31 protein-coding genes are annotated in these 24382 nt (G+C 54.0%); 15 read left to right on the top strand and 16 right to left on the bottom strand.

Annotated elements, in window-relative coordinates:
- Positions 1 to 83 precede the first annotated feature (83 nt).
- A complete protein-coding gene (gene ftsH / locus GTGU_RS19110) occupies positions 84 to 2018 on the bottom strand; it encodes an ATP-dependent zinc metalloprotease FtsH (RefSeq protein ID WP_038160907.1) in 1935 nt (644 codons plus the stop codon).
- A gap of 99 nt (positions 2019 to 2117) precedes the next feature.
- Complete coding sequence (gene rlmE / locus GTGU_RS19105; RefSeq protein WP_038160905.1) at positions 2118 to 2747, bottom strand: 23S rRNA (uridine(2552)-2'-O)-methyltransferase RlmE; 630 nt, start codon at positions 2745 to 2747, stop codon at positions 2118 to 2120.
- Between the two features lie 122 nt (positions 2748 to 2869).
- Between rlmE and yhbY the strand changes: the two genes are divergently transcribed.
- A complete protein-coding gene (yhbY, locus tag GTGU_RS19100) occupies positions 2870 to 3163 on the top strand; it encodes a ribosome assembly RNA-binding protein YhbY (RefSeq protein WP_038160901.1) in 294 nt (97 codons plus the stop codon).
- Between the two features lie 151 nt (positions 3164 to 3314).
- Here yhbY and greA read toward each other — a convergent pair whose 3' ends face one another.
- A complete protein-coding gene (greA, locus tag GTGU_RS19095; RefSeq protein ID WP_038160898.1) occupies positions 3315 to 3791 on the bottom strand; it encodes a transcription elongation factor GreA in 477 nt (158 codons plus the stop codon).
- A 237-nt stretch (positions 3792 to 4028) separates the two neighbouring features.
- On the opposite strand from greA, the gene dacB reads away from it, so the two are divergent.
- Complete coding sequence (gene dacB / locus GTGU_RS19090; protein ID WP_038160895.1) at positions 4029 to 5462, top strand: serine-type D-Ala-D-Ala carboxypeptidase; 1434 nt, start codon at positions 4029 to 4031, stop codon at positions 5460 to 5462.
- A 32-nt stretch (positions 5463 to 5494) separates the two neighbouring features.
- On the opposite strand, the gene cgtA is transcribed toward dacB, so the two are convergent.
- The 4 genes from cgtA to rplU all read right to left on the bottom strand — a co-directional run bounded on the left by cgtA (position 5495) and on the right by rplU (position 8335).
- Positions 5495 to 6667, bottom strand: coding sequence for an Obg family GTPase CgtA (gene cgtA, locus GTGU_RS19085; RefSeq protein ID WP_038160892.1), 1173 nt, complete (start codon positions 6665 to 6667; stop codon positions 5495 to 5497).
- A 15-nt stretch (positions 6668 to 6682) separates the two neighbouring features.
- Complete coding sequence (locus GTGU_RS19080) at positions 6683 to 7648, bottom strand: DMT family transporter (RefSeq protein WP_038160890.1); 966 nt, start codon at positions 7646 to 7648, stop codon at positions 6683 to 6685.
- Positions 7649 to 7746: 98 nt separating this feature from the next.
- Positions 7747 to 8004: a 50S ribosomal protein L27 gene (rpmA, locus tag GTGU_RS19075; protein ID WP_003861831.1), complete on the bottom strand. Its 258-nt coding sequence runs from the start codon at positions 8002 to 8004 to the stop codon at positions 7747 to 7749.
- 19 nt (positions 8005 to 8023) lie between these two features.
- Entirely contained in the window at positions 8024 to 8335 is a 312-nt protein-coding gene (gene rplU, locus GTGU_RS19070) for a 50S ribosomal protein L21 (RefSeq protein ID WP_003025032.1), read from the bottom strand.
- Positions 8336 to 8592: 257 nt separating this feature from the next.
- Between rplU and ispB the strand changes: the two genes are divergently transcribed.
- The gene (ispB, locus tag GTGU_RS19065) at positions 8593 to 9564 is read left to right on the top strand and encodes an octaprenyl diphosphate synthase (RefSeq protein ID WP_038160882.1); all 972 of its coding nucleotides are present in this window, start codon (positions 8593 to 8595) and stop codon (positions 9562 to 9564) included.
- Between the two features lie 200 nt (positions 9565 to 9764).
- The gene (sfsB, locus tag GTGU_RS19060; protein WP_038160878.1) at positions 9765 to 10031 is read left to right on the top strand and encodes a DNA-binding transcriptional regulator SfsB; all 267 of its coding nucleotides are present in this window, start codon (positions 9765 to 9767) and stop codon (positions 10029 to 10031) included.
- Between the two features lie 60 nt (positions 10032 to 10091).
- Here the strand turns inward: sfsB and murA are convergent, their stop codons facing one another.
- The 7 genes from murA to mlaF form a co-directional block, all read right to left on the bottom strand.
- Positions 10092 to 11351 (bottom strand): UDP-N-acetylglucosamine 1-carboxyvinyltransferase, encoded by a 1260-nt coding sequence (gene murA, locus GTGU_RS19055; RefSeq protein ID WP_038160875.1) that lies wholly within the window; start codon positions 11349 to 11351, stop codon positions 10092 to 10094.
- A 53-nt stretch (positions 11352 to 11404) separates the two neighbouring features.
- Positions 11405 to 11659 (bottom strand): BolA family iron metabolism protein IbaG, encoded by a 255-nt coding sequence (gene ibaG / locus GTGU_RS19050; RefSeq protein WP_038160952.1) that lies wholly within the window; start codon positions 11657 to 11659, stop codon positions 11405 to 11407.
- A 126-nt stretch (positions 11660 to 11785) separates the two neighbouring features.
- Positions 11786 to 12076, bottom strand: coding sequence for a lipid asymmetry maintenance protein MlaB (gene mlaB / locus GTGU_RS19045; protein ID WP_038160872.1), 291 nt, complete (start codon positions 12074 to 12076; stop codon positions 11786 to 11788).
- Positions 12076 to 12711 (bottom strand): phospholipid-binding protein MlaC, encoded by a 636-nt coding sequence (mlaC, locus tag GTGU_RS19040; protein ID WP_038160869.1) that lies wholly within the window; start codon positions 12709 to 12711, stop codon positions 12076 to 12078. The genes mlaB and mlaC overlap by 1 nt, the downstream gene beginning before the upstream one ends.
- An 18-nt stretch (positions 12712 to 12729) precedes the next feature.
- Entirely contained in the window at positions 12730 to 13284 is a 555-nt protein-coding gene (mlaD, locus tag GTGU_RS19035) for an outer membrane lipid asymmetry maintenance protein MlaD (protein ID WP_038160867.1), read from the bottom strand.
- A 4-nt stretch (positions 13285 to 13288) separates the two neighbouring features.
- Entirely contained in the window at positions 13289 to 14071 is a 783-nt protein-coding gene (mlaE, locus tag GTGU_RS19030; RefSeq protein ID WP_038160866.1) for a lipid asymmetry maintenance ABC transporter permease subunit MlaE, read from the bottom strand.
- A gap of 7 nt (positions 14072 to 14078) precedes the next feature.
- Complete coding sequence (gene mlaF / locus GTGU_RS19025; protein WP_038160864.1) at positions 14079 to 14894, bottom strand: phospholipid ABC transporter ATP-binding protein MlaF; 816 nt, start codon at positions 14892 to 14894, stop codon at positions 14079 to 14081.
- Positions 14895 to 15106: 212 nt separating this feature from the next.
- Between mlaF and GTGU_RS19020 the strand changes: the two genes are divergently transcribed.
- Genes GTGU_RS19020 through npr form a run of 11 tightly spaced genes read left to right on the top strand, consistent with a single transcriptional unit; the run spans position 15107 to position 22997 of the window.
- On the top strand, positions 15107 to 16084 hold the full coding sequence (locus tag GTGU_RS19020) for a calcium/sodium antiporter (protein ID WP_038160863.1): 978 nt from the start codon (positions 15107 to 15109) through the stop codon (positions 16082 to 16084).
- Between the two features lie 14 nt (positions 16085 to 16098).
- Complete coding sequence (gene kdsD, locus GTGU_RS19015; RefSeq protein ID WP_038160949.1) at positions 16099 to 17085, top strand: arabinose-5-phosphate isomerase KdsD; 987 nt, start codon at positions 16099 to 16101, stop codon at positions 17083 to 17085.
- A gap of 14 nt (positions 17086 to 17099) precedes the next feature.
- Complete coding sequence (gene kdsC / locus GTGU_RS19010) at positions 17100 to 17666, top strand: 3-deoxy-manno-octulosonate-8-phosphatase KdsC (RefSeq protein ID WP_038160861.1); 567 nt, start codon at positions 17100 to 17102, stop codon at positions 17664 to 17666.
- Positions 17663 to 18238, top strand: coding sequence for an LPS export ABC transporter periplasmic protein LptC (lptC, locus tag GTGU_RS19005; protein WP_038160859.1), 576 nt, complete (start codon positions 17663 to 17665; stop codon positions 18236 to 18238). Before kdsC ends, lptC begins: the two co-directional genes overlap by 4 nt.
- Positions 18207 to 18761: a lipopolysaccharide ABC transporter substrate-binding protein LptA gene (lptA, locus tag GTGU_RS19000; protein ID WP_038160856.1), complete on the top strand. Its 555-nt coding sequence runs from the start codon at positions 18207 to 18209 to the stop codon at positions 18759 to 18761. Before lptC ends, lptA begins: the two co-directional genes overlap by 32 nt.
- A 6-nt stretch (positions 18762 to 18767) precedes the next feature.
- Positions 18768 to 19493: an LPS export ABC transporter ATP-binding protein gene (lptB, locus tag GTGU_RS18995; protein ID WP_038160853.1), complete on the top strand. Its 726-nt coding sequence runs from the start codon at positions 18768 to 18770 to the stop codon at positions 19491 to 19493.
- A gap of 45 nt (positions 19494 to 19538) precedes the next feature.
- The gene (rpoN, locus tag GTGU_RS18990) at positions 19539 to 20972 is read left to right on the top strand and encodes an RNA polymerase factor sigma-54 (protein ID WP_038160850.1); all 1434 of its coding nucleotides are present in this window, start codon (positions 19539 to 19541) and stop codon (positions 20970 to 20972) included.
- A 22-nt stretch (positions 20973 to 20994) separates the two neighbouring features.
- Positions 20995 to 21282: a ribosome hibernation promoting factor gene (gene hpf / locus GTGU_RS18985; protein ID WP_038160848.1), complete on the top strand. Its 288-nt coding sequence runs from the start codon at positions 20995 to 20997 to the stop codon at positions 21280 to 21282.
- Between the two features lie 57 nt (positions 21283 to 21339).
- The gene (ptsN, locus tag GTGU_RS18980; RefSeq protein ID WP_038160845.1) at positions 21340 to 21828 is read left to right on the top strand and encodes a PTS IIA-like nitrogen regulatory protein PtsN; all 489 of its coding nucleotides are present in this window, start codon (positions 21340 to 21342) and stop codon (positions 21826 to 21828) included.
- A gap of 45 nt (positions 21829 to 21873) precedes the next feature.
- Complete coding sequence (rapZ, locus tag GTGU_RS18975) at positions 21874 to 22728, top strand: RNase adapter RapZ (RefSeq protein ID WP_038160842.1); 855 nt, start codon at positions 21874 to 21876, stop codon at positions 22726 to 22728.
- On the top strand, positions 22725 to 22997 hold the full coding sequence (gene npr / locus GTGU_RS18970) for a PTS phosphocarrier protein NPr (RefSeq protein ID WP_038160839.1): 273 nt from the start codon (positions 22725 to 22727) through the stop codon (positions 22995 to 22997). Before rapZ ends, npr begins: the two co-directional genes overlap by 4 nt.
- A 1-nt stretch (position 22998) precedes the next feature.
- Here the strand turns inward: npr and mtgA are convergent, their stop codons facing one another.
- Together mtgA and elbB are read right to left on the bottom strand one after the other, a co-directional pair.
- A complete protein-coding gene (mtgA, locus tag GTGU_RS18965) occupies positions 22999 to 23724 on the bottom strand; it encodes a monofunctional biosynthetic peptidoglycan transglycosylase (RefSeq protein WP_038160836.1) in 726 nt (241 codons plus the stop codon).
- Positions 23721 to 24374 (bottom strand): isoprenoid biosynthesis glyoxalase ElbB, encoded by a 654-nt coding sequence (gene elbB / locus GTGU_RS18960; RefSeq protein WP_038160834.1) that lies wholly within the window; start codon positions 24372 to 24374, stop codon positions 23721 to 23723. The genes mtgA and elbB overlap by 4 nt, the downstream gene beginning before the upstream one ends.
- Between the last annotated feature and the right edge of the window lie 8 nt (positions 24375 to 24382).

Genomic DNA, 24382 nt, shown 5'->3' with positions numbered 1-24382 from the left:
ATTTTTATGGTTATTCGGATAAGAAAAACCCCGGAGCAAGCCCCAGGGTTTCAGACAGAGAACACATCATCAACAGCGATGACTTATTTGTCACCCAACTGTTCTGACATGGTATTGCCCGGGTTCGGCGTACGCGGTTCATCGACCGGACGCGGCGCACGCGGGGTGCCGTTATTGTCAGAATTGTTCGGCGTATTGGGATCTTCCCAGCCTGCCGGTGCGCGCACTTCGCGACGGGCCATCAGGTCGTCGATCTGCGGCGCATCGATGGTCTCATACTTCATGAGCGCATCTTTCATAGCATGCAGGATATCCATATTATCGTTCAGGATCTGACGAGCACGATTGTAATTACGTTCAATCAGCGCTTTCACTTCCTGGTCAATGATACGCGCCGTTTCATCGGACATATGCTTGGCTTTTGCCACGGAACGACCCAGGAAGACTTCGCCCTCTTCCTCTGCATACAGCAGCGGACCGAGTTTGTCGGAGAAGCCCCACTGCGTCACCATGTTACGCGCCAGGTTAGTCGCGACTTTGATGTCGTTAGACGCACCAGTAGACACATGTTCCACACCGTAGATGATCTCTTCCGCCAGACGACCACCGTACAGCGTTGAAATCTGGCTTTCCAGTTTCTGACGACTGGCGCTGATTGCGTCGCCTTCCGGCAGGAAGAAGGTCACACCGAGCGCGCGTCCACGCGGGATAATCGTCACTTTGTGTACCGGATCGTGTTCCGGTACCAGGCGACCGATAATCGCGTGACCGGCTTCGTGGTAAGCTGTAGATTCTTTCTGCGCTTCTGTCATCACCATGGAGCGACGTTCCGCGCCCATCATGATTTTATCTTTCGCTTTCTCGAATTCGACCATCGACACTACGCGTTTGTTGCCACGAGCGGCAAACAGTGCGGCTTCGTTCACGAGGTTAGCGAGATCCGCACCCGAGAAGCCTGGTGTACCGCGGGCAATAATCGCAGCATCAATGTCCGGCGACAGCGGTACGCGACGCATATGCACTTTCAGGATCTGCTCACGACCACGAACATCCGGCAGACCAACCACCACCTGACGGTCGAAACGGCCAGGACGCAGCAGCGCAGGATCCAGAACGTCCGGACGGTTAGTTGCGGCGATAACGATAATACCTTCGTTACCTTCAAACCCATCCATCTCAACCAGCATCTGGTTCAGAGTCTGCTCACGTTCATCGTGACCGCCACCAAGACCGGCGCCACGCTGACGGCCCACAGCATCGATTTCATCAATGAAGATAATGCAAGGTGCCGCTTTCTTGGCCTGTTCGAACATGTCACGCACACGAGAGGCGCCGACACCCACGAACATTTCAACGAAATCAGAACCAGAAATCGTAAAGAACGGTACTTTCGCTTCACCGGCGATCGCTTTCGCCAGCAGCGTTTTACCGGTACCCGGAGGGCCGACCATCAGCACGCCTTTCGGGATTTTACCGCCCAGTTTCTGGAAACGGCTTGGCTCGCGCAGGTATTCGACCAGCTCCGCCACCTCTTCTTTTGCTTCGTCGCAACCGGCGACGTCAGCGAAGGTGGTTTTGATCTGATCTTCTGTCAGCATACGGGCTTTGCTCTTACCGAACGACATCGCCCCTTTGCCGCCACCGCCCTGCATCTGGCGCATGAAGAAGATCCAGACGCCAATCAACAACAGCATCGGGAACCAGGAAATGAAGATAGAAGCCAGCAGGCTCGGCTCTTCCGGCGGTTCACCAACCACTTTGACGTTTTTGGTCAGCAGGTTATCAAGCAGCTTAGGATCGTTAACCGGAATGTAAGTCGTGTAACGGTTACTATCTTTCTTGGTAACGTTGATCTCACGTCCGTTGATACGCGCTTCGCGAACCTGGTCATTATTGACCTCTTGCAGGAAGGTAGAATATTCCACCTTACGGCCATTCGACTCGCTGGGCCCAAAGCTCTGGAACACTGACATCAGCACAACAGCAATGACCAGCCAGAGTATTAGGTTTTTCGCCATGTCACTCAAGGGATTAACCTCTTATTACAACTGTGTTAAAAACAGCGTCAGGATACTCTATATCCAGCGTCTTTCAAAATGTCGCCTGAAATTCACTGTCTAAGATTTTCGCCCGGTCGCTACAATGTACACTTCACGCGAACGTGCGCGAGAAGAGTCCGGCTTACGAACTTTCACTTTCGTAAACAGGGAGCGAATTTCCCTTAGGTACTCCTCGAAACCTTCGCCCTGGAACACTTTGACTACAAAACTACCGCCTGGCGCCAGTACATCCCGACACATTTCGAGCGCCAGTTCCACCAGATACATGGCCCGCGGGATATCCACCGCGGGGGTTCCGCACATGTTCGGTGCCATATCGGACATGACAACTTGTACTTTACTGTCACCCACGCGCTCAAGTAACGCTTTCAGGACTAATTCATCACGAAAATCGCCCTGAAGGAAGTCCACTCCAACGATAGGATCCATAGGTAAAAGATCGCACGCGATGATCCGGCCTGTTCCGCCGATTTGTGTGACCGCATATTGCGACCAACCACCGGGTGCCGCACCGAGATCGACCACCGTCATTCCCGGCTTAAAAAGCTTGTCACTTTGCTGTATTTCATCAAGTTTAAACCAGGCACGGGAACGCAACCCCTTTTTCTGTGCCTGCTGAACATATTTATCGCTAAAGTGTTCCTGGAGCCAGCGACTGGAGCTGGCAGAACGCTTTTTACCTGTCATTTAACTTTCCATCCGGTTTCATCGTATACACCGACGTAAATTTCGACGCGGCAATTTGGCGATATTAGGGAGATGGCGGTAGAATGTACCGTTTTCAATCCCAACGTAAGTAAAAATATACGATGAATCTGAGTACTAAACAAAAACAGCACCTCAAGGGTCTGGCACATCCGCTCAAGCCAGTTGTTATGCTTGGCAATAATGGTTTGACCGAAGGGGTACTGGCCGAGATTGAACAAGCGTTGGATCACCACGAGCTGATCAAAATTAAGATCGCCTCTGAAGACCGTGAGACGAAAAGCCTGATTGTGGAAGCTATCGTCCGTGAAACCGGCGCCTGCAATGTCCAGGTCATCGGTAAAACACTGGTTCTGTACCGTCCAACCAAAGAGCGAAAAATCTCATTGCCACGCTAAGAATATCCTAAAGTCGCACACAAGGTTGTGTAAAACGAGGGTTCCGCGAGCAGACGAGCAAAATGCCATGCTCTTTACGTTGTTAAAAGGCCGCATCGCGGCCTTTTTCTTATCTTTACAATCTTTCAACACGCCATGTGCTGAGGTGAAATCACAGATATTCCACCTTGATGATTTCATATTCGACGTCGCCACCTGGCGTACGGATGACCACGACGTCATCCTGCTCTTTGCCGATCAGGCCGCGTGCGATGGGCGAATTCACAGAAATCAGATTCTGCTTAAAATCTGCTTCATCATCTCCCACGATACGGTAGGTCTGCTCTTCGTCGTTGTCGAGGTTCAGAACGCTCACTGTCGCGCCAAATATCACCCGGCCGTTTTTCGGCATTTTGGTGATGTCGATGACCTGCGCGTTAGACAGCTTCGCTTCGATGTCTTTGATACGGCCTTCGCAAAAACCCTGCTGCTCACGCGCAGCATGGTATTCCGCATTTTCTTTCAGATCGCCGTGCTCACGGGCTTCGGCGATGGCCGCAATGATTTCAGGGCGACGAACGGATTTCAGGTACTCCAGTTCTTCGCGCAGTTTTTCGGCACCACGTAAGGTCATCGGAATAGCTTGCATTTGTTATACCTCTTTCATCATTCCTTCGAGGAACGGACTGACGCCGTTCCGGAGCTTCCGACCCGCAAATGGCGGGACAAAAGCAAAAGAAAACTGACCCGGGGGAAACCCCAGGTCAGCAGCAATTTTTTCATTTGATACGCATTTTAACCTGAAGTTCACTATGGGTCATCGTTTACTTTTCAGGGCAATGCGCCGTAGTATGGCGGCTGGTTTCCAGGTTGTTAGCGCGGGATTATGCGATTTTCCAGATTTATCATCGGATTGACCACCAGTATAGCGTTCGGTGTGCAGGCGGCGAATGTTGACGAATACGTTAACCAGCTTCCCGCAGGTGCCAATCTTGCGCTTATGGTTCAAAAAGTCGGCGCACCGTCGCCAGAAATTGACTATCACGCCCAACAGATGGCGTTACCGGCCAGTACACAGAAAGTGATTACGGCACTGGCGGCGCTACTCCAGCTTGGCCCGGACTTTCGTTTTACGACCACACTGGAAAGTAAGGGTAGCGTAGAAAGCGGCGTTCTGAAAGGCGACCTTATTGCCCGCTTCGGTGGCGATCCGACGCTAAAACGTCAGGATATCCGCAATATGGTTGCCGTTCTGAAGCGATCAGGCGTCGAAAAAATCGAGGGAAATCTCCTCATCGACACCTCCGTTTTCGCCAGCCACGACAAAGCCCCCGGCTGGCCGTGGAACGACATGACGCAGTGCTTTAGCGCCCCACCCGCCGCCGCGATTGTCGATCGTAACTGTTTCTCGGTGTCACTTTATAGCGCGCAAAAACCCGGCGATCTGGCGTTTATTCGCGTTGCGTCTTACTACCCGGTCACGATGTTCAGCCAGGTGCGAACGCTGGCGCGTGGTTCTGGCGATGCTCAGTATTGCGAACTCGACGTCGTGCCGGGCGATCTCAATCGCTTCACGCTGACTGGCTGCCTGCCGCAGCGCAGCGAACCACTGCCGCTGGCCTTCGCCATTCAGGATGGCGCGGCCTACGCCGGGGCTATCCTGAAAGACGAACTCAAACAGGCTGGTATAAGCTATACCGGCACACTGCTGCGCCAGACACTGCCCGGAGAAGCGGGTACCGTCATCGCCAGCAAGCAGTCGGCGCCGTTGCACGATCTGCTGAAAATCATGCTGAAAAAATCAGATAACATGATTGCCGATACCGTGTTTCGTATGATTGGCCATGCGCGTTTCGGCGTGCCAGGTACCTGGCGTGCGGGCTCTGATGCCGTACGGCAGATCCTCCGTCAACAGGCAGGCGTGGATCTGGGTAATACGATTATTGCCGACGGTTCAGGGTTATCACGCCATAATCTGCTCGCGCCGGCGACGATGATGCAGGTGTTGCAGTACATCGCCCAGCATGACAACGAACTGAACTTCATCACCATGCTGCCACTCGCTGGTCACGACGGTTCACTGCAATACCGTGCGGGTCTGCACGCGGCAGGGGTGGACGGGAAAGTCTCGGCGAAAACAGGGTCTCTGCAGGGGGTGTATAACCTCGCCGGTTTCATCACCACCGCCAGCGGTCAGCGCATGGCCTTCGTGCAATACCTTTCCGGCTATGCGGTAGAGCCCGCGGATCAACGAAACCGTCGAATTCCGCTGGTTCGCTTTGAAAGCCGGTTATACAAAGATATTTATCAGAACAACTAATGTAAAAGGCTCCCATCGGGAGCCTTTTCAACTTAACGCTTGTAGATAAATTCGACGCCTTCTTCGTCGTCTTCATCCCAGTCGTCGTCCCAGTCTTCATCGTCCTCGGCTTCAGCCTCTTCGAGCTGTTCGCGGTGATAGTCATCCCACATAAACTCAACTTTCTCTGCGACTTTCTCTTCTTCGGTCTGAACAATCGGATTTTCGATGATAAAGGTCATCACGTCCCAGCAGAGATCTTTGACGCCGACCTGACTTGCTGCAGAGATAAGATAATACTTATCTTCCCAGCCCAGGGCTTCCGCGATAGCTTTAGCCTTCGCTTCCGCAGTCGCTTTATCCATCAGGTCAATCTTGTTAAAGACCAGCCAGCGCGGCTTGGAAGCCAGTTTCTCACTGTATTTTTCCAGCTCGCCAGTGATGATGCGGGCGTTCTCCACCGGATCGGAACCGTCGATAGGTTCAATATCAATGAGGTGCAGCAGCACGCGACAGCGCTCAAGGTGCTTCAGGAAGCGAATACCCAGCCCCGCGCCTTCCGCGGCGCCTTCAATCAGCCCGGGGATATCGGCGACCACAAAGCTCTTCTCGTTATCCATACGGACAACGCCAAGGCTCGGTACCAGCGTGGTGAAGGGATAATCCGCCACTTTCGGTTTCGCCGCAGATACCGCGCGGATGAAGGTGGATTTACCGGCATTCGGCATCCCCAGCATGCCGACGTCCGCCAGCAGCATCAGCTCCAGTTGAAGGTCGCGCTTGTCGCCCGGCGTGCCCATCGTTTTCTGACGCGGGGTACGGTTGACGGAGGATTTAAAACGGGTATTGCCCAGGCCGTGCCAGCCACCCTTCGCGACCATCAGGCGCTGACCATGTTTGGTCATGTCGCCCATGACTTCACCGGTACCCTGATCGATAACGCGCGTTCCGACCGGCACCTTTACGGTGACGTCCTGACCACGTTTACCGGTACAGTCGCGGCTCTGACCGTTCTGCCCGCGCTCAGCGCGGAAGGCTTTTTCGAAACGATAGTCGATCAGCGTGTTGAGGTTTTCATCCGCCTCAAGCCAGACGTCGCCGCCGTCGCCGCCGTCGCCGCCATCAGGGCCACCTTTCGGAATGTATTTTTCGCGGCGGAAGCTGACGCAACCATTACCGCCATCACCTGCGACCACAAGGATCGTTGCTTCATCAACAAACTTCATTTTACTCTCCGTAAATCATTCGCCTGAGCGCGGCAATGGTATCACCGCTTCACGCTTGCGCCAGCGTCCCCAAAGACGATGACCAATGGCGGAATACATCGCGCCCGCAACCACGACAAACGCACCGAGATAACCTAAAAGGTTTAACATCGGTCTGGCGAAGAAATCGGGCCAGGCCAGTGACAATAAATCTGAAAATAACAGCGTAAATAACGGGGTAAGCGTGATTAACGCACTTACCTGCGCCGCCTGCCAGCGCGCCATGGCCTCAGCCAGCGCACCGTACCCTACCAGGGTGTTCAGGCCGCAGAAAATGAGACAGGCCAGTTGCCAGTTATTCAGCGCAAATACTTGTCCCGGCGCCGCCAGCGGCAGCAACGCTATTGTACATAAAGTGTACAGCAAAAAGAGGATCTGCTGTGACGCCAGACGGCGCAATAATACCTTTTGCGCGACGCCATAACTCACCCACACCGTGGCGGCGGCGACGCCAAAAATCACACCCCAGGTGTAATCCGTCAGGCGGGTAAAAATTTCAATCAGACTGGTGTTGAAGAACATCACCAGACCGCAGAGCAGCATCAACGCGCCGACCACCTGGGTGCCGCGCATCTTCTCTTTGAGGATGACGACGCTCGCCACCATCATGCCAACCGGTGACAACTGGCCAATCACCTGCGACGCTGTTGGACTAAGGTATTGCAGGGAAGAGCTGAACAGGATGAAGTTGCCGAATAAACCGCCCGTGGCAATGGCTAACAACAGCAGCCAACGCGGTTTTCGAAAAATACGCAGCGGCGGGAGTTTTCCTTTAACTGCGAGGATCGCCCCAAGGCCAATGCTTGCCATCAGAAAGCGATAGAACACCACTGTCGGCGGTTCCATCACTTCAAGCACCTGTTTCATGGCAATGGGCAACGCGCCCCAGCAAACCGCTGTGGTGAGCGCCAAAAGAATACCAATGCCTGCCTGCTGCTTCATGCCCGCTGTTTCCTGCAGAAATTTTTTACCGGACTTCTAATGTAAAAAGCCCCGCAACGAGTTGCGGGGCTTTAATCCGTTACCGGACCGAGAAAATCTTACTCAGCAACGATGCTGATGTATTTACGATTGTTCGGGCCTTTAACTTCGAATTTCACTTTACCGTCTGCTTTAGCAAACAGAGTGTGGTCACGACCGCAACCTACGTTAGTGCCAGCGTGGAATTTGGTGCCACGTTGACGAACGATGATGCTACCCGCCAGAACGGATTCGCCACCGAAACGCTTAACGCCCAGGCGTTTAGCTTCTGAATCGCGACCGTTACGAGTGGAGCCGCCAGCCTTTTTATGTGCCATTTAAATCTCTCCTCAGGTCTTAGGCGCTGATGCCAGTAATTTTCACGTCAGTGAACCACTGACGGTGGCCCTGCTGCTTACGGTAGTGTTTACGGCGACGAAACTTAACGATTTTAACTTTCTCGCCACGACCATGAGCAACAACTTCAGCTTTGATTACGCCGCCATCAACGAAAGGAACGCCGATTTTGACTTCTTCACCGTTTGCGATCATCAGAACTTCTGCGAATTCAACAGATTCGCCAGTTGCGATGTCCAGCTTTTCCAGGCGAACGGTCTGACCTTCGCTTACTCGGTGTTGTTTGCCACCACTTTGGAAAACCGCGTACATATAAAACTCCGCTTCCGCGCACGTAATCGTGTGATTCAGAGTGCGCTATAAATATTCACAATAGGGCGCGAATATTACGCAAAACGCACGCCTTTGACAAGTGTGATCGTCAATCCATGCAGAAAAAAAACACAACTGGCACGGCAACGTTTATCTGGCGCGTTTTTTCAGTACAATCATGTCTACAATTCTAAGGTAAACCCTACGCTTTCTCCTGAGAGTCAGCGGTAAACAGGACATTTAGCCCGGCTTTTGCGATGAATTTAGAAAAAATCAATGAGTTAACCGCGCAAGACATGGCGGGAGTCAATGCGACAATTCTCGAACAGCTCAATTCCGACGTGCAGTTGATCAGTCAACTGGGGTACTACATCATCAGCGGCGGCGGCAAACGTATCCGACCGATGATAGCGGTACTGGCTGCGCGCGCAGTGGGCTACGAGGGTAACGCTCACGTCACCATCGCTGCACTGATTGAGTTTATCCACACGGCTACCCTTCTGCATGACGATGTGGTGGATGAGTCCGATATGCGACGTGGTAAAGCCACCGCCAATGCGGCATTCGGTAATGCCGCCAGCGTACTGGTGGGCGACTTCATCTATACCCGCGCGTTCCAGATGATGACCAGTCTCGGCTCTCTCAAAGTGCTGGAAATCATGTCCGAGGCAGTCAACGTGATCGCCGAAGGGGAAGTCCTGCAGTTGATGAACGTCAACGATCCTGACATCTCGGAAGCGAACTACATGCGCGTCATCTATAGCAAGACCGCGCGTTTGTTCGAAGCGGCAGCACAGTGCTCCGGCCTGCTGGCGAACTGTACGTCAGAGCAGGAGAAGGGGTTGCAGGATTACGGTCGCTACCTGGGTACGGCGTTTCAGCTGATTGACGATCTGCTGGACTACAGCGCCGACGGCCAGACGCTGGGTAAAAACGTCGGGGATGACCTTAACGAAGGCAAACCGACGCTGCCATTGCTGCACGCTATGCATCATGGCACCGCTGAACAGGCGGCGATGATCCGCGGCGCGATCGAGCAGGGTAACGGTCGGCATTTACTGGAACCGGTGCTGGAAACCATGGCCGCCTGCGGTTCACTCGAATGGACGCGCACCCGCGCAGAAGAAGAAGCCGATAAAGCCATTGCCGCCCTTCAGGTTCTTCCTGATACGCCCTGGCGGCAGGCGCTTATCGCTCTCGCCCACATCGCCGTTCAGCGCGATCATTAATCGACACGTTCTCGTACAATAGTGCGAGAACGCTCCAGTAAATAAGCCATTACTTTCCTGTAGCTCCCTGATACCTTGATATTTTCCGAATCTTACATCATTTTACTTGAACTTTTTAGAACAAATCTTCTTCCAGCGTTATAGTAATCCTGCCGCAGTACGCGGCAACACTCTGATACGTCAATTACAGGGAGAATAAAATGGATAAGTTTATTGACTGGCATCCGGCAGATATCATTTCGGGATTACGCAAAAAAGGAACGTCACTGGCGGCGGAGTCCCGAAAAAACGGACTCAGCTCGTCAACGCTCGCCAATGCCCTGACCCGACCATGGCCGAAAGGTGAAGTGATTATCGCGACAGCACTTGAGACCGATCCCTGGATTATCTGGCCTTCCCGGTATCATGATCCGATCACGCATGAGTTTATCGACAGAACGCGCCTGATGCGGCAACGCAAGAAGTAATGTATGGCAGCAACCCCCTTCCAGCATGGCAGGGGGCTGTGTTTTGTGGTGAGAAGCGTGTTATTCGCCCTTCACTCGCTCGATGTTCGCACCCAGCGCACGCAGTTTGTCTTCAATGCGCTCATAGCCGCGATCAATATGATAAATGCGATCAACCACCGTGGTGCCTTCCGCAATACACCCTGCCAGCACCAGACTGGCCGATGCGCGCAGATCCGTCGCCATTACCTGCGCGCCGGACAGCGTTTCAACGCCATGGCAGATAGCGGTGTTGCTTTCGATCTCCGCATGCGCGCCCATACGAATCAGCTCAGGGATGTGCATAAAGCGGTTTTCAAAGATGGTTTCGGTGATCACGCCAGTACCTTCAGCCACCAGGTTCAGCAAAGTGAACTGAGCCTGCATATCAGTCGGGAACCCCGGATGCGGCGCAGTACGCACGTTAACGGCTTTCGGGCGTTTTCCACGCATATCGAGGCTGATCCAGTCTTCACCGGTTTCAATTTCCGCACCCGCTTCACGCAGTTTTGCCAGCACCGCATCCAGCGTATCCGGTTGGGCGTTGCGGCACAGGATTTTGCCGCCAGAGATGGCCGCCGCGACGAGGAACGTTCCGGTTTCGATGCGATCCGGCAATACGCGATAAACACCGCCGCCGAGACGCGCAACACCTTCGATGGTAATGCGATCGGTACCCTGACCGCTGATTTTCGCACCCAGCGTGTTGAGGAAGTTTGCGGTATCGACAATTTCCGGCTCACGGGCTGCGTTTTCGATGATGGTCGTTCCTTCCGCCAGCGTCGCCGCACTCATGATGGTAACGGTCGCGCCAACACTGACTTTATCCATGACGATATGTGCGCCTTTCAGGCGGCCATTCACAGACGCTTTAACGTAGCCTTCTTCGAGCTTGATTTCAGCACCGAGTTGCTCCAGACCGCTGATATGCAGATCCACCGGACGTGCGCCGATGGCACAGCCGCCTGGCAGAGAAACCTGGCCCTGGCCGAAACGCGCCACCAGCGGACCCAGTGCCCAGATGGACGCGCGCATGGTTTTGACCAGCTCGTAAGGAGCGCAGAAAACGTCGACCGGACCGGCGTCGATCCAGACGGAGCCGTTGCGTTCAACTTTGGTGCCAAGCTGGCTCAGCAGTTTCATCGTGGTGTCGATGTCTTTCAGCTTCGGTACGTTCTGGATCTCTATTGGTTCTTCCGCCAGCAATGCGGCGAAGAGGATAGGAAGCGCGGCGTTTTTTGCACCTGAGATGGTGACTTCGCCCTGGAGCCGCGTTGGCCCCTGCACACGGAATTTATCCATTAATTCTGGTCTCTGTTAAGAATTCACACTTGCCGGAACGCAGTCGCTCCAGCTCAAAAGCCATTCAGTTTGCGATCGCGTTCCCACTCTTGCGGCGTATACGCTTTGATCGACAGGGCATGGATACGGTTATCCGCAATGTACTCCATCAGCGGGCCATAAATGGTTTGCTGTTTCTTGACCCGGTTCATGCCGTCAAACAACTCACCCACAGCAATAACCTGAAAGTGACTGCCATCGCCAGAGACGTGGACTTCCTTTAGCGAGAGTGCGTTCATCAGCACTGTCTGAATTTCATGATTTTCCATGGGTTCAAATTTCATCTGGTTGGGTAAACAGCTCATCATCTTAGAGGAAAGTGGCGCTGTCTTAAACAAGCAAAAAGCCCCATTCTGAAAAACAATGGGGCTTTAAATAATAACGTACTGAAAGAATTACGGGATCATATCCGCAGGCAGGTTATATAACTGAGCCAGCGTCTGCACATTTTCGCTTTTTCCGCTGAGGCTGACGGTTCTGCCCTGGGCGCGAATATCCGCAATCAGATGGATCAACAACGCCAGTCCGGCAGTATCCACGCGGGTTACGCCCGCCAGATCGATAACCTCCACCTCTTTGATGGCGTCAGCGCGGGCATTCCACAGCGGCACCAGCCAGTCCTGATCCAGCTCGCCATACAACGACAGACGGCCGTTTTCGCGATTCCAGCTCAGTTCGTTTGCCATTATTTCTTCTGTTCCAGGGTGATCGGCTGTTTCGCGATAGACTGCAGTTGGGCCGTCAGACCGTCAATGCCTTTGGTACGCAACAGATCACTCCACTCGTTTTGCTTGGTGGTGATCATGCTGACGCCTTCTGCGATCATGTCATACGCCTGCCAGTTACCGCTCTGGCTATTTTTACGCCACTGGAAGTCCAGACGCACCGGCGGACGGCCGTTCGGATCGATAATGGTCACGCGGATCGGCACGATAGTCGCATCACCCAGCGGCTGTTCAGGCGCAATCTGGTAGGTCTGACCATGATACATCGCCAGCGCCTGGCCGTAAGCCTGCTTCAGGTATTCACGGAATGCCGCAAAGTACGCGTCACGCTGCGCTGGCGTCGCTTCTTTATAGTAACGCCCCAGCACCAGTGCGCCGGCATATTTCACCTGAACATACGGTAGCAACTCCTGGTCAACAACCTGACGCAGATAATCCGGGTTAGAGCGAATTTGCGGCTGTTCGTTTTTGAGACGATCGAAGGTCTTCTGCGCCGCCTCATTCATCATCTTGTAGGGGTTAGACTGGTCAGCTGCATTTGCAGCCATCAATGGCGCAAGCACCAACATGCCAACCATCAGTAAACGTTTAAACATGTCTTTATTCTCCTGAAATTATTTCGTCGTACCCGCTGCGGACGGTGCAGCGTCAGTATGTCCCTCACCGGCCCCTTGCGCATCGCCAGAATTCTTATTGTCATCACCTTTACTGTTGTAAAGGAACTGACCGATTAAGTCTTCGAGCACCATGGCGGACTTCGTGTCCTGGATGGTGTCACCTTCTTTAAGGATAGACGTTCCCAGTTCCGGGTCTTCAAACCCGACGTTGAGCGCCAAAAACTGCTCGCCGAGCAGGCCTGAGGTGCGAATCGCCAGTGAACTGGTATCCGGAATATGGTTGTAGCGTTGTTCGATATCCATCGCTACACGCGGCAGATAGGTTTTGGGATCGAGGGAAATATCTGCCACACGGCCAATCACCACACCGCCAATACGCACCGGGGAGCGCGCTTTCAACCCGCCGATGTTGTCGAACGTCGCATAGAGACGATAGGTCGGCTCGGTGTGCATCGACGTGACGTTTGCTGCTTTCAGGCAGATGAACAGCGCCGCCAACAGCGCGACCAGCAGAAACACACCCACCCAGATTTCACTTTTTTTCGTTTGCATGAACTCAATTCCCAAACATCAATGCTGTCAGCACAAAATCCAGTCCGAGGACCGCCAGCGACGAATGCACCACCGTGCGCGTCGTTGCCCGGCTGATCCCGGCTGACGTGGGGATCGCATCGTAACCGTTGAATAACGCAATCCATGTCACCGTAATGGCGAATACCAGGCTTTTGATCAGGCAGTTCACCAGATCAAGGCGCCAGTCGACGGCGTTTTGCATCGCCGTCCAGAAAAAACCTGCGTCGATGCCCTTCCAGCTCACCCCAACCAGCGAGCCGCCCCAGACACCTACCGCCACGAAAATGATCGTCAGCAGCGGCAAGGAGATGATCCCGGCCCACAGGCGCGGCGAAATCACCCGGCGTAACGGATCGACCGCCATCATTTCCATGCTGGAGAGCTGTTCCGTGGCGCGCATCAGGCCAATTTCGGCGGTCAGCGCTGATCCAGCACGACCGGCGAAGAGCAGCGCGGCGACCACGGGTCCCAGTTCACGCAGCAGCGACAGTGCCACCAGCATGCCGAGGCTGGTTTCTGCGCTGTACGTCGTCAGTACCAGATAACCCTGCAAGCCAAGCACCATCCCGATAAACACGCCCGAGACGATGATGATAAGCATCGACAGCACGCCCACGTTATACAGTTGACGAACCAGCAGCGGCGCGTGTTTGCGAAACTCAGGCTTGCCGACGACGGCGTTGAATAACATTAACCCGGCGCGACCAAAGGTGGCGGTGGTTTTAATTCCCCGTCGCCCGAGCGCAGCCAGTGCATTTAACAGCATGAGTCAGTTAACTCCCTGTGCCTGGTAAGAGATCTTGATGATAGTCGCCAGCAGGATAGCGGAACGGTACCGGACCGTCAGCGATGCCATCCAGGAACTGACGTACCCGGGGATCGCTGTTTTCCCGCAACGACTGCGCGCTACCCTGCGCGACAATTTTCTTGTCCGCCACGATGTAAGCGAAATCGGCGATGCTGAGTACTTCAGGGACATCGTGGGACACCACAATGCAGGTCACGCCCAGGATACTGTTAAGCTCAGAAATCAGCTTCACTAGCACGCCCATGGTGATCGGGTCCTGACCGACAAACGGCTCGTCGAACATAATGAGGTCCGGCTCAAGAGCAATCGCCCGTGCCAGCGCCGCCCGGCGTGCCATCCCGCCGGAGAGTTCCGACGGCATCAGTTTCGCCGCGCCGCGCAGCCCCACCGCTTCGAGTTTCATCATTACCGTGCTGTGCAGCAACGCATCCGGCAAATGCGTGTGCTCACGCAGCGGGTACGCGACGTTGTCGAAAACGTTCATATCGGTAAACAGCGCGCCGGACTGAAACAGCATACTCATGCGTTTACGCACGGTATAAAGGCGGGAACGCGACATTTGCGGCACATTCTCGCCATCAAAGAGGATCTCGCCCGAATCCGGCGGAATTTGCCCACCGATCAACCGCAGCAGCGTGGTCTTCCCGATCCCTGACGGCCCCATGATCGCAGTGATCTTTCCGCGCGGTACCGACAGCGAAATATCATCGAAAATCACGCGGTTGCCGCGGGAAAAGCTGACGCCTCGTATGTCGACTAAATTCGCCTCAGTCTGGCTCATAAGATCATCCTTTATAGACTTCATGAGACAAGCATGACGCGTTATCTCACCCGAAACCCAACATTTTTACAGAATCTTACCTGTGAGGGTTAGCGAAAGCTGGCATTTGTTTTACTTTTACGGCGCTTAAAGTCAAAATTAAGAGTTCGTTACGTTCTCAGGAACTGCCCTGCGCCGCGGACCGACGATTATACCCGAAGAAAGGATTTTAGATGCTATTAGCGACGGCTCTGTTAATTATTGGTCTCTTACTTGTGGTCTACAGTGCCGATCGTCTGGTTTATGCCGCGTCAATATTATGCCGGGCACTGGGGATCCCGCCGATTATCATCGGCATGACCGTTGTTGGCATAGGGACATCTTTGCCGGAGATCATTGTGTCCGTCGCCGCCTCCATGCATGGGCAGATTGATCTGGCGATCGGTACCGCCATTGGCTCGAACATCGTCAACATCTTATTGATCCTCGGTCTTGCTGCGCTGCTCCATCCTTTTACCGTGCATTCTGATATCCTGCGCCGCGAAATGCCGCTAATGTTAATCGTGAGCCTGCTGGCAGGCTGCGTACTGTATAATGGCGAGCTTTCCCGCGTTGATGGTCTGTTTTTGCTCGCACTGGCTGTGCTCTGGCTGCTGTACATCATTAAGATCGCACGCCTGGCGGAGCGACAGGGTAATGACAGTCTGACCCGGGAACAGTTAGAAGAACTGCCGCGCGACGGTTCGCTGCCGGTGGCGTTTCTGTGGCTGGGCCTGGCGCTGATCATTATGCCGATGGCGACCCGCATGGTGATCGACAACGCCACCGTGCTGGCAAACTATTTTGCCATGAGCGAACTCACCATCGGGCTGACGGTCATTGCCATCGGTACCAGCCTGCCTGAACTGGCAACGACCATCGCGGGCGCACGGAAAGGTGAGGATGATATCGCTATCGGTAATATCATTGGCGCCAATATCTTCAATATCGCCATTGTCCTGGGGCTGCCCGCGTTGATTGCGCCGGGGGCGTTTAACCCACAGGCGTTCACCAGAGATTATGGCGTCATGGTGCTGGTGAGCATCGTATTCGCACTTCTGTGCTGGCGCCGCCAACGGCAAATCGGCAAGGGCACAGGCCTGTTGCTGACGGGCGGTTTTATCGTATGGCTGGCGATGCTGTATTGGGTAGCACCGCTTTTAGTGGAATGAATCGGGAAATCAACATGTCGCAAATAGATTTGCAGCCGGGTTTTGACTTTCAGCAAGCAGGACGTGAAGTCCTGGCGATTGAACGTGAAGGTCTGGCACAGCTCGATCAGTACATAAATCAGGATTTCGCCCTCGCCTGCGAGAAAATTTTCTACTGCAGCGGCAAGGTTGTGGTGATGGGGATGGGCAAGTCCGGGCATATCGGGCGCAAAATGGCGGCAACGTTCGCCAGCACCGGCACCTCGTCATTCTTCGTGCATCCCGGTGAAGCGGCGCACGGCGATTTAGGCATGGTGACACCACAGGATATCGTCATCGCCCTGTCCAACTCCGGGGAATCGAATGAGATCCTGGCGCTGATCCCCGTTCTGAAGCGCCTTCAGGTGCCGCTGATTTGCATCACCAGTCGCCCGGAAAGCAGCATGGCGCGCGCGGCGGATATTCATCTGTGCGTAAAAGTGCCGAAAGAGGCCTGTCCGTTAGGACTTGCGCCGACCTCCAGCACCACCGCGGCGCTGGTGATGGGCGATGCGCTGGCCGTGGCATTGCTGGAAGCGCGCGGGTTTACCGCAGAAGACTTCGCGTTATCTCACCCCGGCGGCGCGCTCGGACGTAAACTGTTGCTGCGTGTGAATGACATCATGCACACCGGAGACGAAATCCCCCACGTCACGAAAGAGGCGTCGCTGCGCGATGCGTTGCTGGAAATCACCCGTAAAAATCTCGGGATGACGGCAATTTGCGATGACCAAATGCAAATCCTTGGTATCTTTACCGATGGCGACTTGCGCCGGGTGTTCGATACCGGTGCGGACATGCGTCAGCTCAGCATTGCTGATGTGATGACGCCGGGCGGTATCCGTATTCGCCCCGGCACGCTAGCGGTGGACGCGCTCAACCTGATGCAGTCCCGCCACGTGACCTGCGTACTGGTTGCCGATGGCGACCATTTGCTGGGTGTGGTACATATGCATGATCTCCTGCGCGCAGGCGTAGTGTAATTAAGGAAAGTAGAATGAGTAATGCTGGTGCAATGGTGTCGACCTGCTACGGCCCCGTGAGCGCAGAGGTCATCGCACGAGCGGAAAAAATCCGCCTGCTGATTCTGGATGTAGACGGCGTCCTTTCTGATGGCCTCATTTATATGGGCAACAACGGCGAAGAGCTGAAAGCGTTCAATGTGCGCGACGGCTATGGGATCCGTTGTGCGTTGACCTCCGATGTCGAGGTGGCGATTATTACTGGTCGAAAGGCTAAACTGCTGGAAGATCGCTGCGCAACACTCGGCATTACCCATCTGTATCAGGGGCAGTCCGATAAACGCATCGCTTACCGTGAGCTACTGGCAACCCTCTCGCTTTCCCCGGAACAGGTTGCCTACGTCGGCGACGATCTGATCGACTGGCCGGTGATGGCTGAGACTGGTCTGAGCGTCGCGGTCGCGGACGCGCACCCCCTGCTTCTCCCGCGCGCTGATTATGTTACGCGTATTAACGGCGGACGCGGAGCGGTACGGGAAGTTTGCGATTTGATACTATTGGCGCAGGGCAAGCTTGAGGAAGCCAAAGGTCAATCGATATGAGTAAAACCAGACGTTGGGTTATCATTCTGCTGTCGCTTGTCGTGCTGATACTGATCGGCGTGAATCTGGCGAGCAATGATGACTCTGAGCAGACTGTGACTAATACCAGCGATCCAACGTATAAGAGCGAGCACACCGATACTGTCGTCTACAGCCCGGAAGGCGCACTCAATTACCGCCTGATCGCCGAGCATGTCGAGTATTTTTCTGACCAGGCGATATCGTGGTTTACCAACCCGGTGCTGACAACGTTTGATACCGATAAAGTGCCGACCTGGTCAATTAAGGCAGATAAAGCCAAACTCACTAATGATCGTATGCTGTATCTGTACGGCCACGTTGAAGTTAACGCGCTGACGGCAGATTCGCAATTGCGGAAAATTACAACGGATAACGCCCAGGTTAACCTGGTGACTCAGGACGTAACCTCTGACGACCTGGTGACGCTGTACGGGACGACATTTAATTCCAGCGGCCTGAAAATGCGCGGAAATCTACGCAGCAAAAACGCCGAGCTGATTGAAAAGGTTAGAACCTCATATGAAATTCAGAACAAACAAACTCAGCCTTAAGCTTGTTATCGCCAGTACGTTGCTGGCTGCCAGCCTTCCTGCGTTGGCCTTAACGGGTGATACCGATCAGCCAATTCATATTGAGTCCGATCAACAGTCGCTGGATATGCAAGGCAATGTCGTGACCTTTACCGGCAGCGTTGTGGTGACGCAGGGCAGTATCAAAATCAATGCCGATAAAGTGGTCGTGACGCGTCCGGGCGGAGAGAAAGGCAAAGAAGTGATCGACGGTTTTGGTAACCCGGCCACCTTCTACCAGATGCAGGACAGCGGCAAGCCGGTCAAAGGCCACGCGTCTAAAATGCATTATGAACTGCAGAACGATTTTGTGGTGCTGACTGGTAACGCCTACCTTGAGCAGCTCGACAGCAACATCAAAGGCGACAAGATCACCTATCTGGTCAAAGAGCAAAAAATGCAGGCCTTCAGTGAGAAAGGAAAGCGCGTAACGACCGTGCTGGTTCCGTCTCAGTTGCAGGATAAGAGCAATAACCAGGCCCCGGCGCAAAAGAAGAGTAACTAATTCGTTATGGCAACATTAACTGCAAAAAACCTCGCCAAGGCCTATAAGGGCCGCCGCGTGGTGGAAGATGTCAGTCTGACCGTTAACTCAGGCGAGATTGTCGGCCTGCTTGGCCCGAACGGCGCCGGTAAAACCACCACTTTCTATATGGTGGTCGGCATTGTACCTCGCGATGCGGGCAATATTATCATTGATGACGAAGACATCAGTTTGCTGCCGTTGCATGCGCGCGCGCGCCGTGGCATCGGCTATTTGCCGCAAGAAGCTTCCATTTTCCGCCGTCTGAGTGTGTTTGATAACCTGATGGCGGTACTGCAAATCCGTGACGATCTGAGCAACGAGCAACGCGAAGATCGCGCGAACGAATTGATGGAAGAGTTTCACATCGAGCATCTGCGCGACAACCTCGGTCAGTCGCTCTCTGGTGGTGAACGCCGCCGGGTGGAGATTGCCCGTGCGCTGGCCGCCAATCCGAAATTTATTCTCCTTGATGAGCCATTTGCAGGCGTCGATCCCATTTCCGTTATCGACATCAAACGCATTATTGAGCATCTGCGCGACAGCGGTCTCGGCGTTCTCATTACCGACCATAACGTTCGTGAAACGCTGGCTGTGTGTGAACGCGCCTACATAGTAAGCCAGGGCCATTTGATCGCCCACGGCACGCCGCAACAGATCCTCGAAGATGAACATGTTAAGCGCGTCTATCTTGGGGAAGACTTCAGACTCTGATAGGGTAAGGGTAACTGGCAACATTCGGAGAATAATGACCTGAATATGAAGCAAGGTTTGCAGTTAAGACTCAGCCAACAGCTCGCCATGACGCCGCAGCTGCAACAGGCCATCCGCTTGTTGCAGCTGTCGACGCTTGAGCTTCAGCAGGAACTTCAGCAGGCGCTGGAGAGTAATCCGCTGCTTGAGCAAACCGATCTTCATGAGGAAGTGGATACTGCCGACGAGCAGGACAACGAATCGCTGGATACCGTTGACGCCCTGGAGCAAAAAGAGATGCCGGACGAGCTGCCGCTTGACGCCAGCTGGGACGAAATCTACACCGCCGGAACGCCTTCCGGCACCAGCGCCGACTACATTGACGACGAACTACCCATTTATCAGGGTGAAACCACCCAGACGTTGCAGGACTACCTGATGTGGCAGGTCGAACTGACGCCGTTTTCCGATACTGATCGGGCGATTGCCACCTCGATTGTTGATGCCGTGGATGACACCGGCTATCTGACGGTGCCTGTCGAGGATATCCTCGACAGCATGGGTAACGACGAACTTGGTCTTGATGAAATCGAAGCGGTGCTCAAGCGTATTCAGCGATTTGATCCGGTGGGCGTCGCGGCGAAAGATCTTCGTGACTGCCTGCTAATCCAACTGTCGCAATTCGCCAAAGAAACGCCCAGGCTGGAAGAGGCGCGTCTTATCATCAGCGATCATCTCGATCTGCTCGCGAACCACGATTTCCGTACCCTGATGCGCGTTACCCGCCTGAAAGAAGAGGTACTGAAAGAGGCGGTCAATCTGATCCAGTCGCTGGATCCACGCCCGGGCCAGTCGATCCAGACCGGTGAACCGGAATACGTGATCCCCGACGTGCTGGTGCGCAAAATCAACAACCGCTGGGTCGTTGAGCTTAATTCCGACAGCATCCCCCGTCTGCAAATTAACCAGCACTACGCGGCAATGTGCAACAACGTACGCAGCGAAACTGACGGCCAGTTCATTCGCAGCAACCTGCAAGAAGCGAAGTGGCTGATCAAGAGCCTGGAAAGCCGTAACGATACCCTCCTGCGCGTCAGCCGTTGCATTGTCGAGCAGCAGCAGGCATTTTTTGAGCAGGGCGAAGAATATATGAAACCGATGGTGCTGGCGGATATCGCTCAGGCCGTCGAGATGCACGAGTCCACCATTTCACGCGTGACCACGCAAAAATATCTGCACAGTCCGCGCGGCATTTTTGAGCTTAAGTATTTTTTCTCCAGCCACGTGAACACCGAAGGTGGCGGCGAAGCCTCATCAACGGCGATTCGTGCACTGGTGAAAAAATTAATCGCCGGGGAAAACCCTGCGAAACCACTGAGTGACAGTAAGCTTACGTCCATACTGTCTGAACAGGGCATTATGGTTGCGCGCCGTACTGTCGCGAAGTACCGAGAGTCTCTGTCCATTCCGCCGTCAAACCAGCGTAAACAACTGGTGTGACATAACTGATAAGGAAGACACTATGCAGCTCAACATCACAGGACACAACGTCGAAATTACCGATGCTCTGCGCGAGTTCGTCACCACGAAATTTGCCAAGCTGGAACAATATTTCGAAAGGATCAATCAGGTCTATATTGTGTTAAAAGTGGAAAAAGTGACGCATGTCTCTGATGCCACTCTGCATGTTAATGGAGGCGAAATTCATGCCAGTGCGGAAGGTCAGGATATGTATGCGGCCATTGACGGATTAATCGACAAACTGGCGCGACAGCTGACTAAACATAAAGATAAACTGAAACAACACTAATTGTCCGGGTGTTCGCCTGATGTGGCGTTCCGCATCAGGCGATGCTTAGGTGAATTTATGATGAACAACGATTCGGCTCTACCCTTGAGCAATGTCCTTAACCAGGAATGTACCCGTAGCGGCGTCCACTGCCAGAGTAAAAAGCGGGCGCTGGAAATCATCAGCGAACTGGCCGCTAAACAGCTGAGTCTGCCTCCGCAGGTGGTGTTTGAAGCGATTCTCACCCGCGAAAAAATGGGCAGTACCGGGATCGGCAATGGCATCGCCATTCCCCACGGAAAACTGGAAGAGGATACGTTGCGCGCTGTTGGCGTTTTTGTACAGCTCGAAACCCCGATCGCGTTTGACGCGATCGACAACCAGCCAGTGGATCTCCTGTTCGCCCTGCTGGTGCCGGCCGATCAGACCAAAACGCATCTGCACACGCTCTCGCTGGTCGCTAAGCGTCTGGCGGACAAAACCATCTGTCGCCGTTTGCGCGCCGCGCAAAGCGATGAAGAACTGTATCAAATCATCACTGAAACAGAAGGCAGTGATGATGCATAACAGGCAGATGTGTATTCCCTTTGTCGTACTGAGGAGAAACGGTACATGGTACTGATGATCGTCAGCGGCCGCTCAGGTTCGGGAAAATCCGTGGCTCTGCGAGCGCTGGAAGATATGGGTTTTTACTGTGTAGATAACCTGCCGGTCGTGTTGTTGCCTGAACTGGCAAAGACGCTGGCGGAGCGGCAGATCTCCGCCGCCGTTAGCATTGACGTGCGCAACATGCCTGAATCGCCTGAGATTTTCGAGCAGGCGATGAAAAATCTGCCGGACGCGTTCTCCCCTCAATTGCTTTTCCTTGATGCTGACCGCAACACGCTGATTCGTCGCTACAGCGATACCCGCCGGTTGCATCCGCTCTCCAGCAAAAACTTGTCGCTGGAAAGCGCTATCGACGAAGAGAGCGATCTGCTTGAGCCGCTGCGCTCACGGGCGGATTTGATCGTCGACACCTCAGAAATGTCTGTTCACGAACTGGCAGAAATGCTGCGTACACGCCTGCTGGGCAAACGTGAACGTGAACTGACAATGGTCTTTGAATCCTTCGGCTTCAAGCACGGTATTCCTATTGATGCTGACTATGTGTTTGATGTGCGATTCCTGCCTAACCCGCACTGGGATCCCAAACTGCGACCGATGACAGGTCTGGACAAACCGGTGGCCGCGTTCCTTGACCGGCACACAGAAGTTCACAATTTTATTTACCAGACCCGTAGCTATCTTGAGCTATGGTTACCGATGCTGGAGACCAACAATCGCAGCTACCTGACGGTGGCGATCGGTTGTACCGGCGGTAAACATCGTTCGGTTTATATTGCTGAACAACTGGCCGATTACTTCCGTTCACGCGGTAAGAACGTCCAGTCTCGTCACAGGACGCTGGAAAAACGTAAAACATGACCGTAAAACAGATTGTTGAGATCACCAATAAGCTGGGCATGCATGCCCGCCCGGCAATGAAACTCTTCGAACTGGTTCAGGGATTTGACGCAGAAGTTCTGTTAAGAAATGACGAAGGCATTGAAGCGGAAGCCAGCAGCGTGATTGCGCTGTTGATGCTGGATTCCGCCAAGGGCCGGCAGATCGAGATCGAGGTCAGCGGTCCGCAGGAAGCGGAAGCGATGGCAGCCGTCATCGCGCTGTTTAATGCCGGATTCGACGAAGACTGACTCAGTCGAGCTCATTCTTCCGCATAAAGCTTTCGCCGCCTAATTGCCGCATCTGGCGTAATATCCATGCCTGACGACTGCGGACATACCCCGATGGCGCACTGGCTTTAAACCGCAGCGGATTTGGCAGCACGGCGGCCAGCAGCGCGGCTTCCGACATCGTTAACTGGCTGGCGGGCTTATGAAAATAGCGCTGCGCTGCCGCCTCAACACCGAAAATCCCTTCCCCAAATTCCGCAATGTTCAGATAAACGGTCAGAATCCGCCGTTTGGTCCAGAGAGTTTCAATGCCCACCGTAAGCCCGGCTTCCAGCCCTTTACGCAACCAGCTCCGTCCGTCCCACAGGAACATATTTTTCGCCGTTTGCTGCGACAGCGTCGATGCGCCGCGGATCCGCGTTTCGTGACGTTCATTGTGGCTCAACGCTTTTTCGATTGCCGCCATATCAAATCCCCAGTGTTCGGGGAATTTCTGATCTTCGGCGGCAATCACCGCCAGGCCCATCCATGGTGAAATCTCATCCATGCTGACCCAGTCTGAATGAGCGACGTAGCCAAAATCACCGCGTAGCCAGGCGCCCATCTGCCGCTCCACCATGACCGCCGAAAACGGCACCGGCATGATGCTGAAAAGCAGAATACCGCCTCCCCACAGCACAGCGAGCAGCAGTACTGCGCGCAGCAGCAGGCGCTTCACAAACTTCAAAGAGAACCGGCGTTGACTCATTCTGTCAGAACCAGGACACGCTCAACCAGCTTGTCGATTCCGGCGGCGGCCTCTGCGATGTTCTGCGCCAGCATATACGCAGGCGTGGTCACGACTTTGTTGTCTTCATCCACCACGATGTCATCCACCGGGCACGGCACGTGTTCAGCACCCATCTCTTCCAGCACTTCCGCCGTATCGATGTCGGTACCGATGGTGATACGCAGCGGGAAATCGAAAATTTTTGGCAGCATTGCCGGGGCGATACACATAAAGCCAACCGGTTTTCCTTCGCGATGCATCGCCAGCGTCAGCGCTTTTAAATCAGCATCCACCCCACACTCACTGCCCTGTGAGGCAAAATTGCTCAGGTTTTTCGCCGCGCCAAAACCACCAGGGACGATCAATGCATCCAGATCGGCTGAACGCGCCGCCGCCAGCGGCGCTATGTTTCCGCGAGTGAGACGCGCCGCTTCGATCAGCACATTACGCGTTTCTGGCAAAGATTCACGGGATAAATGATTAATCACGTCAGACTGGCTTTTGTCGGGGGCAAAACAGACCGCCTGCGCGCCGTTGCGGGCAATAGCCAGCAGGGTTAACACGGTTTCGTGGACTTCAGAACCGTCATAAACACCGCAGCCACTGAGCACCACACCGATTTTTTTCATATCACTGT

It is taken from the genome of Trabulsiella guamensis ATCC 49490, assembly GCF_000734965.1.
In the GTDB taxonomy this organism is placed as follows: domain Bacteria; phylum Pseudomonadota; class Gammaproteobacteria; order Enterobacterales; family Enterobacteriaceae; genus Trabulsiella; species Trabulsiella guamensis.
The sequence above is the reverse complement of the archived record's forward strand: the minus strand, read 5'-3'. Positions and strand labels throughout refer to the sequence as shown.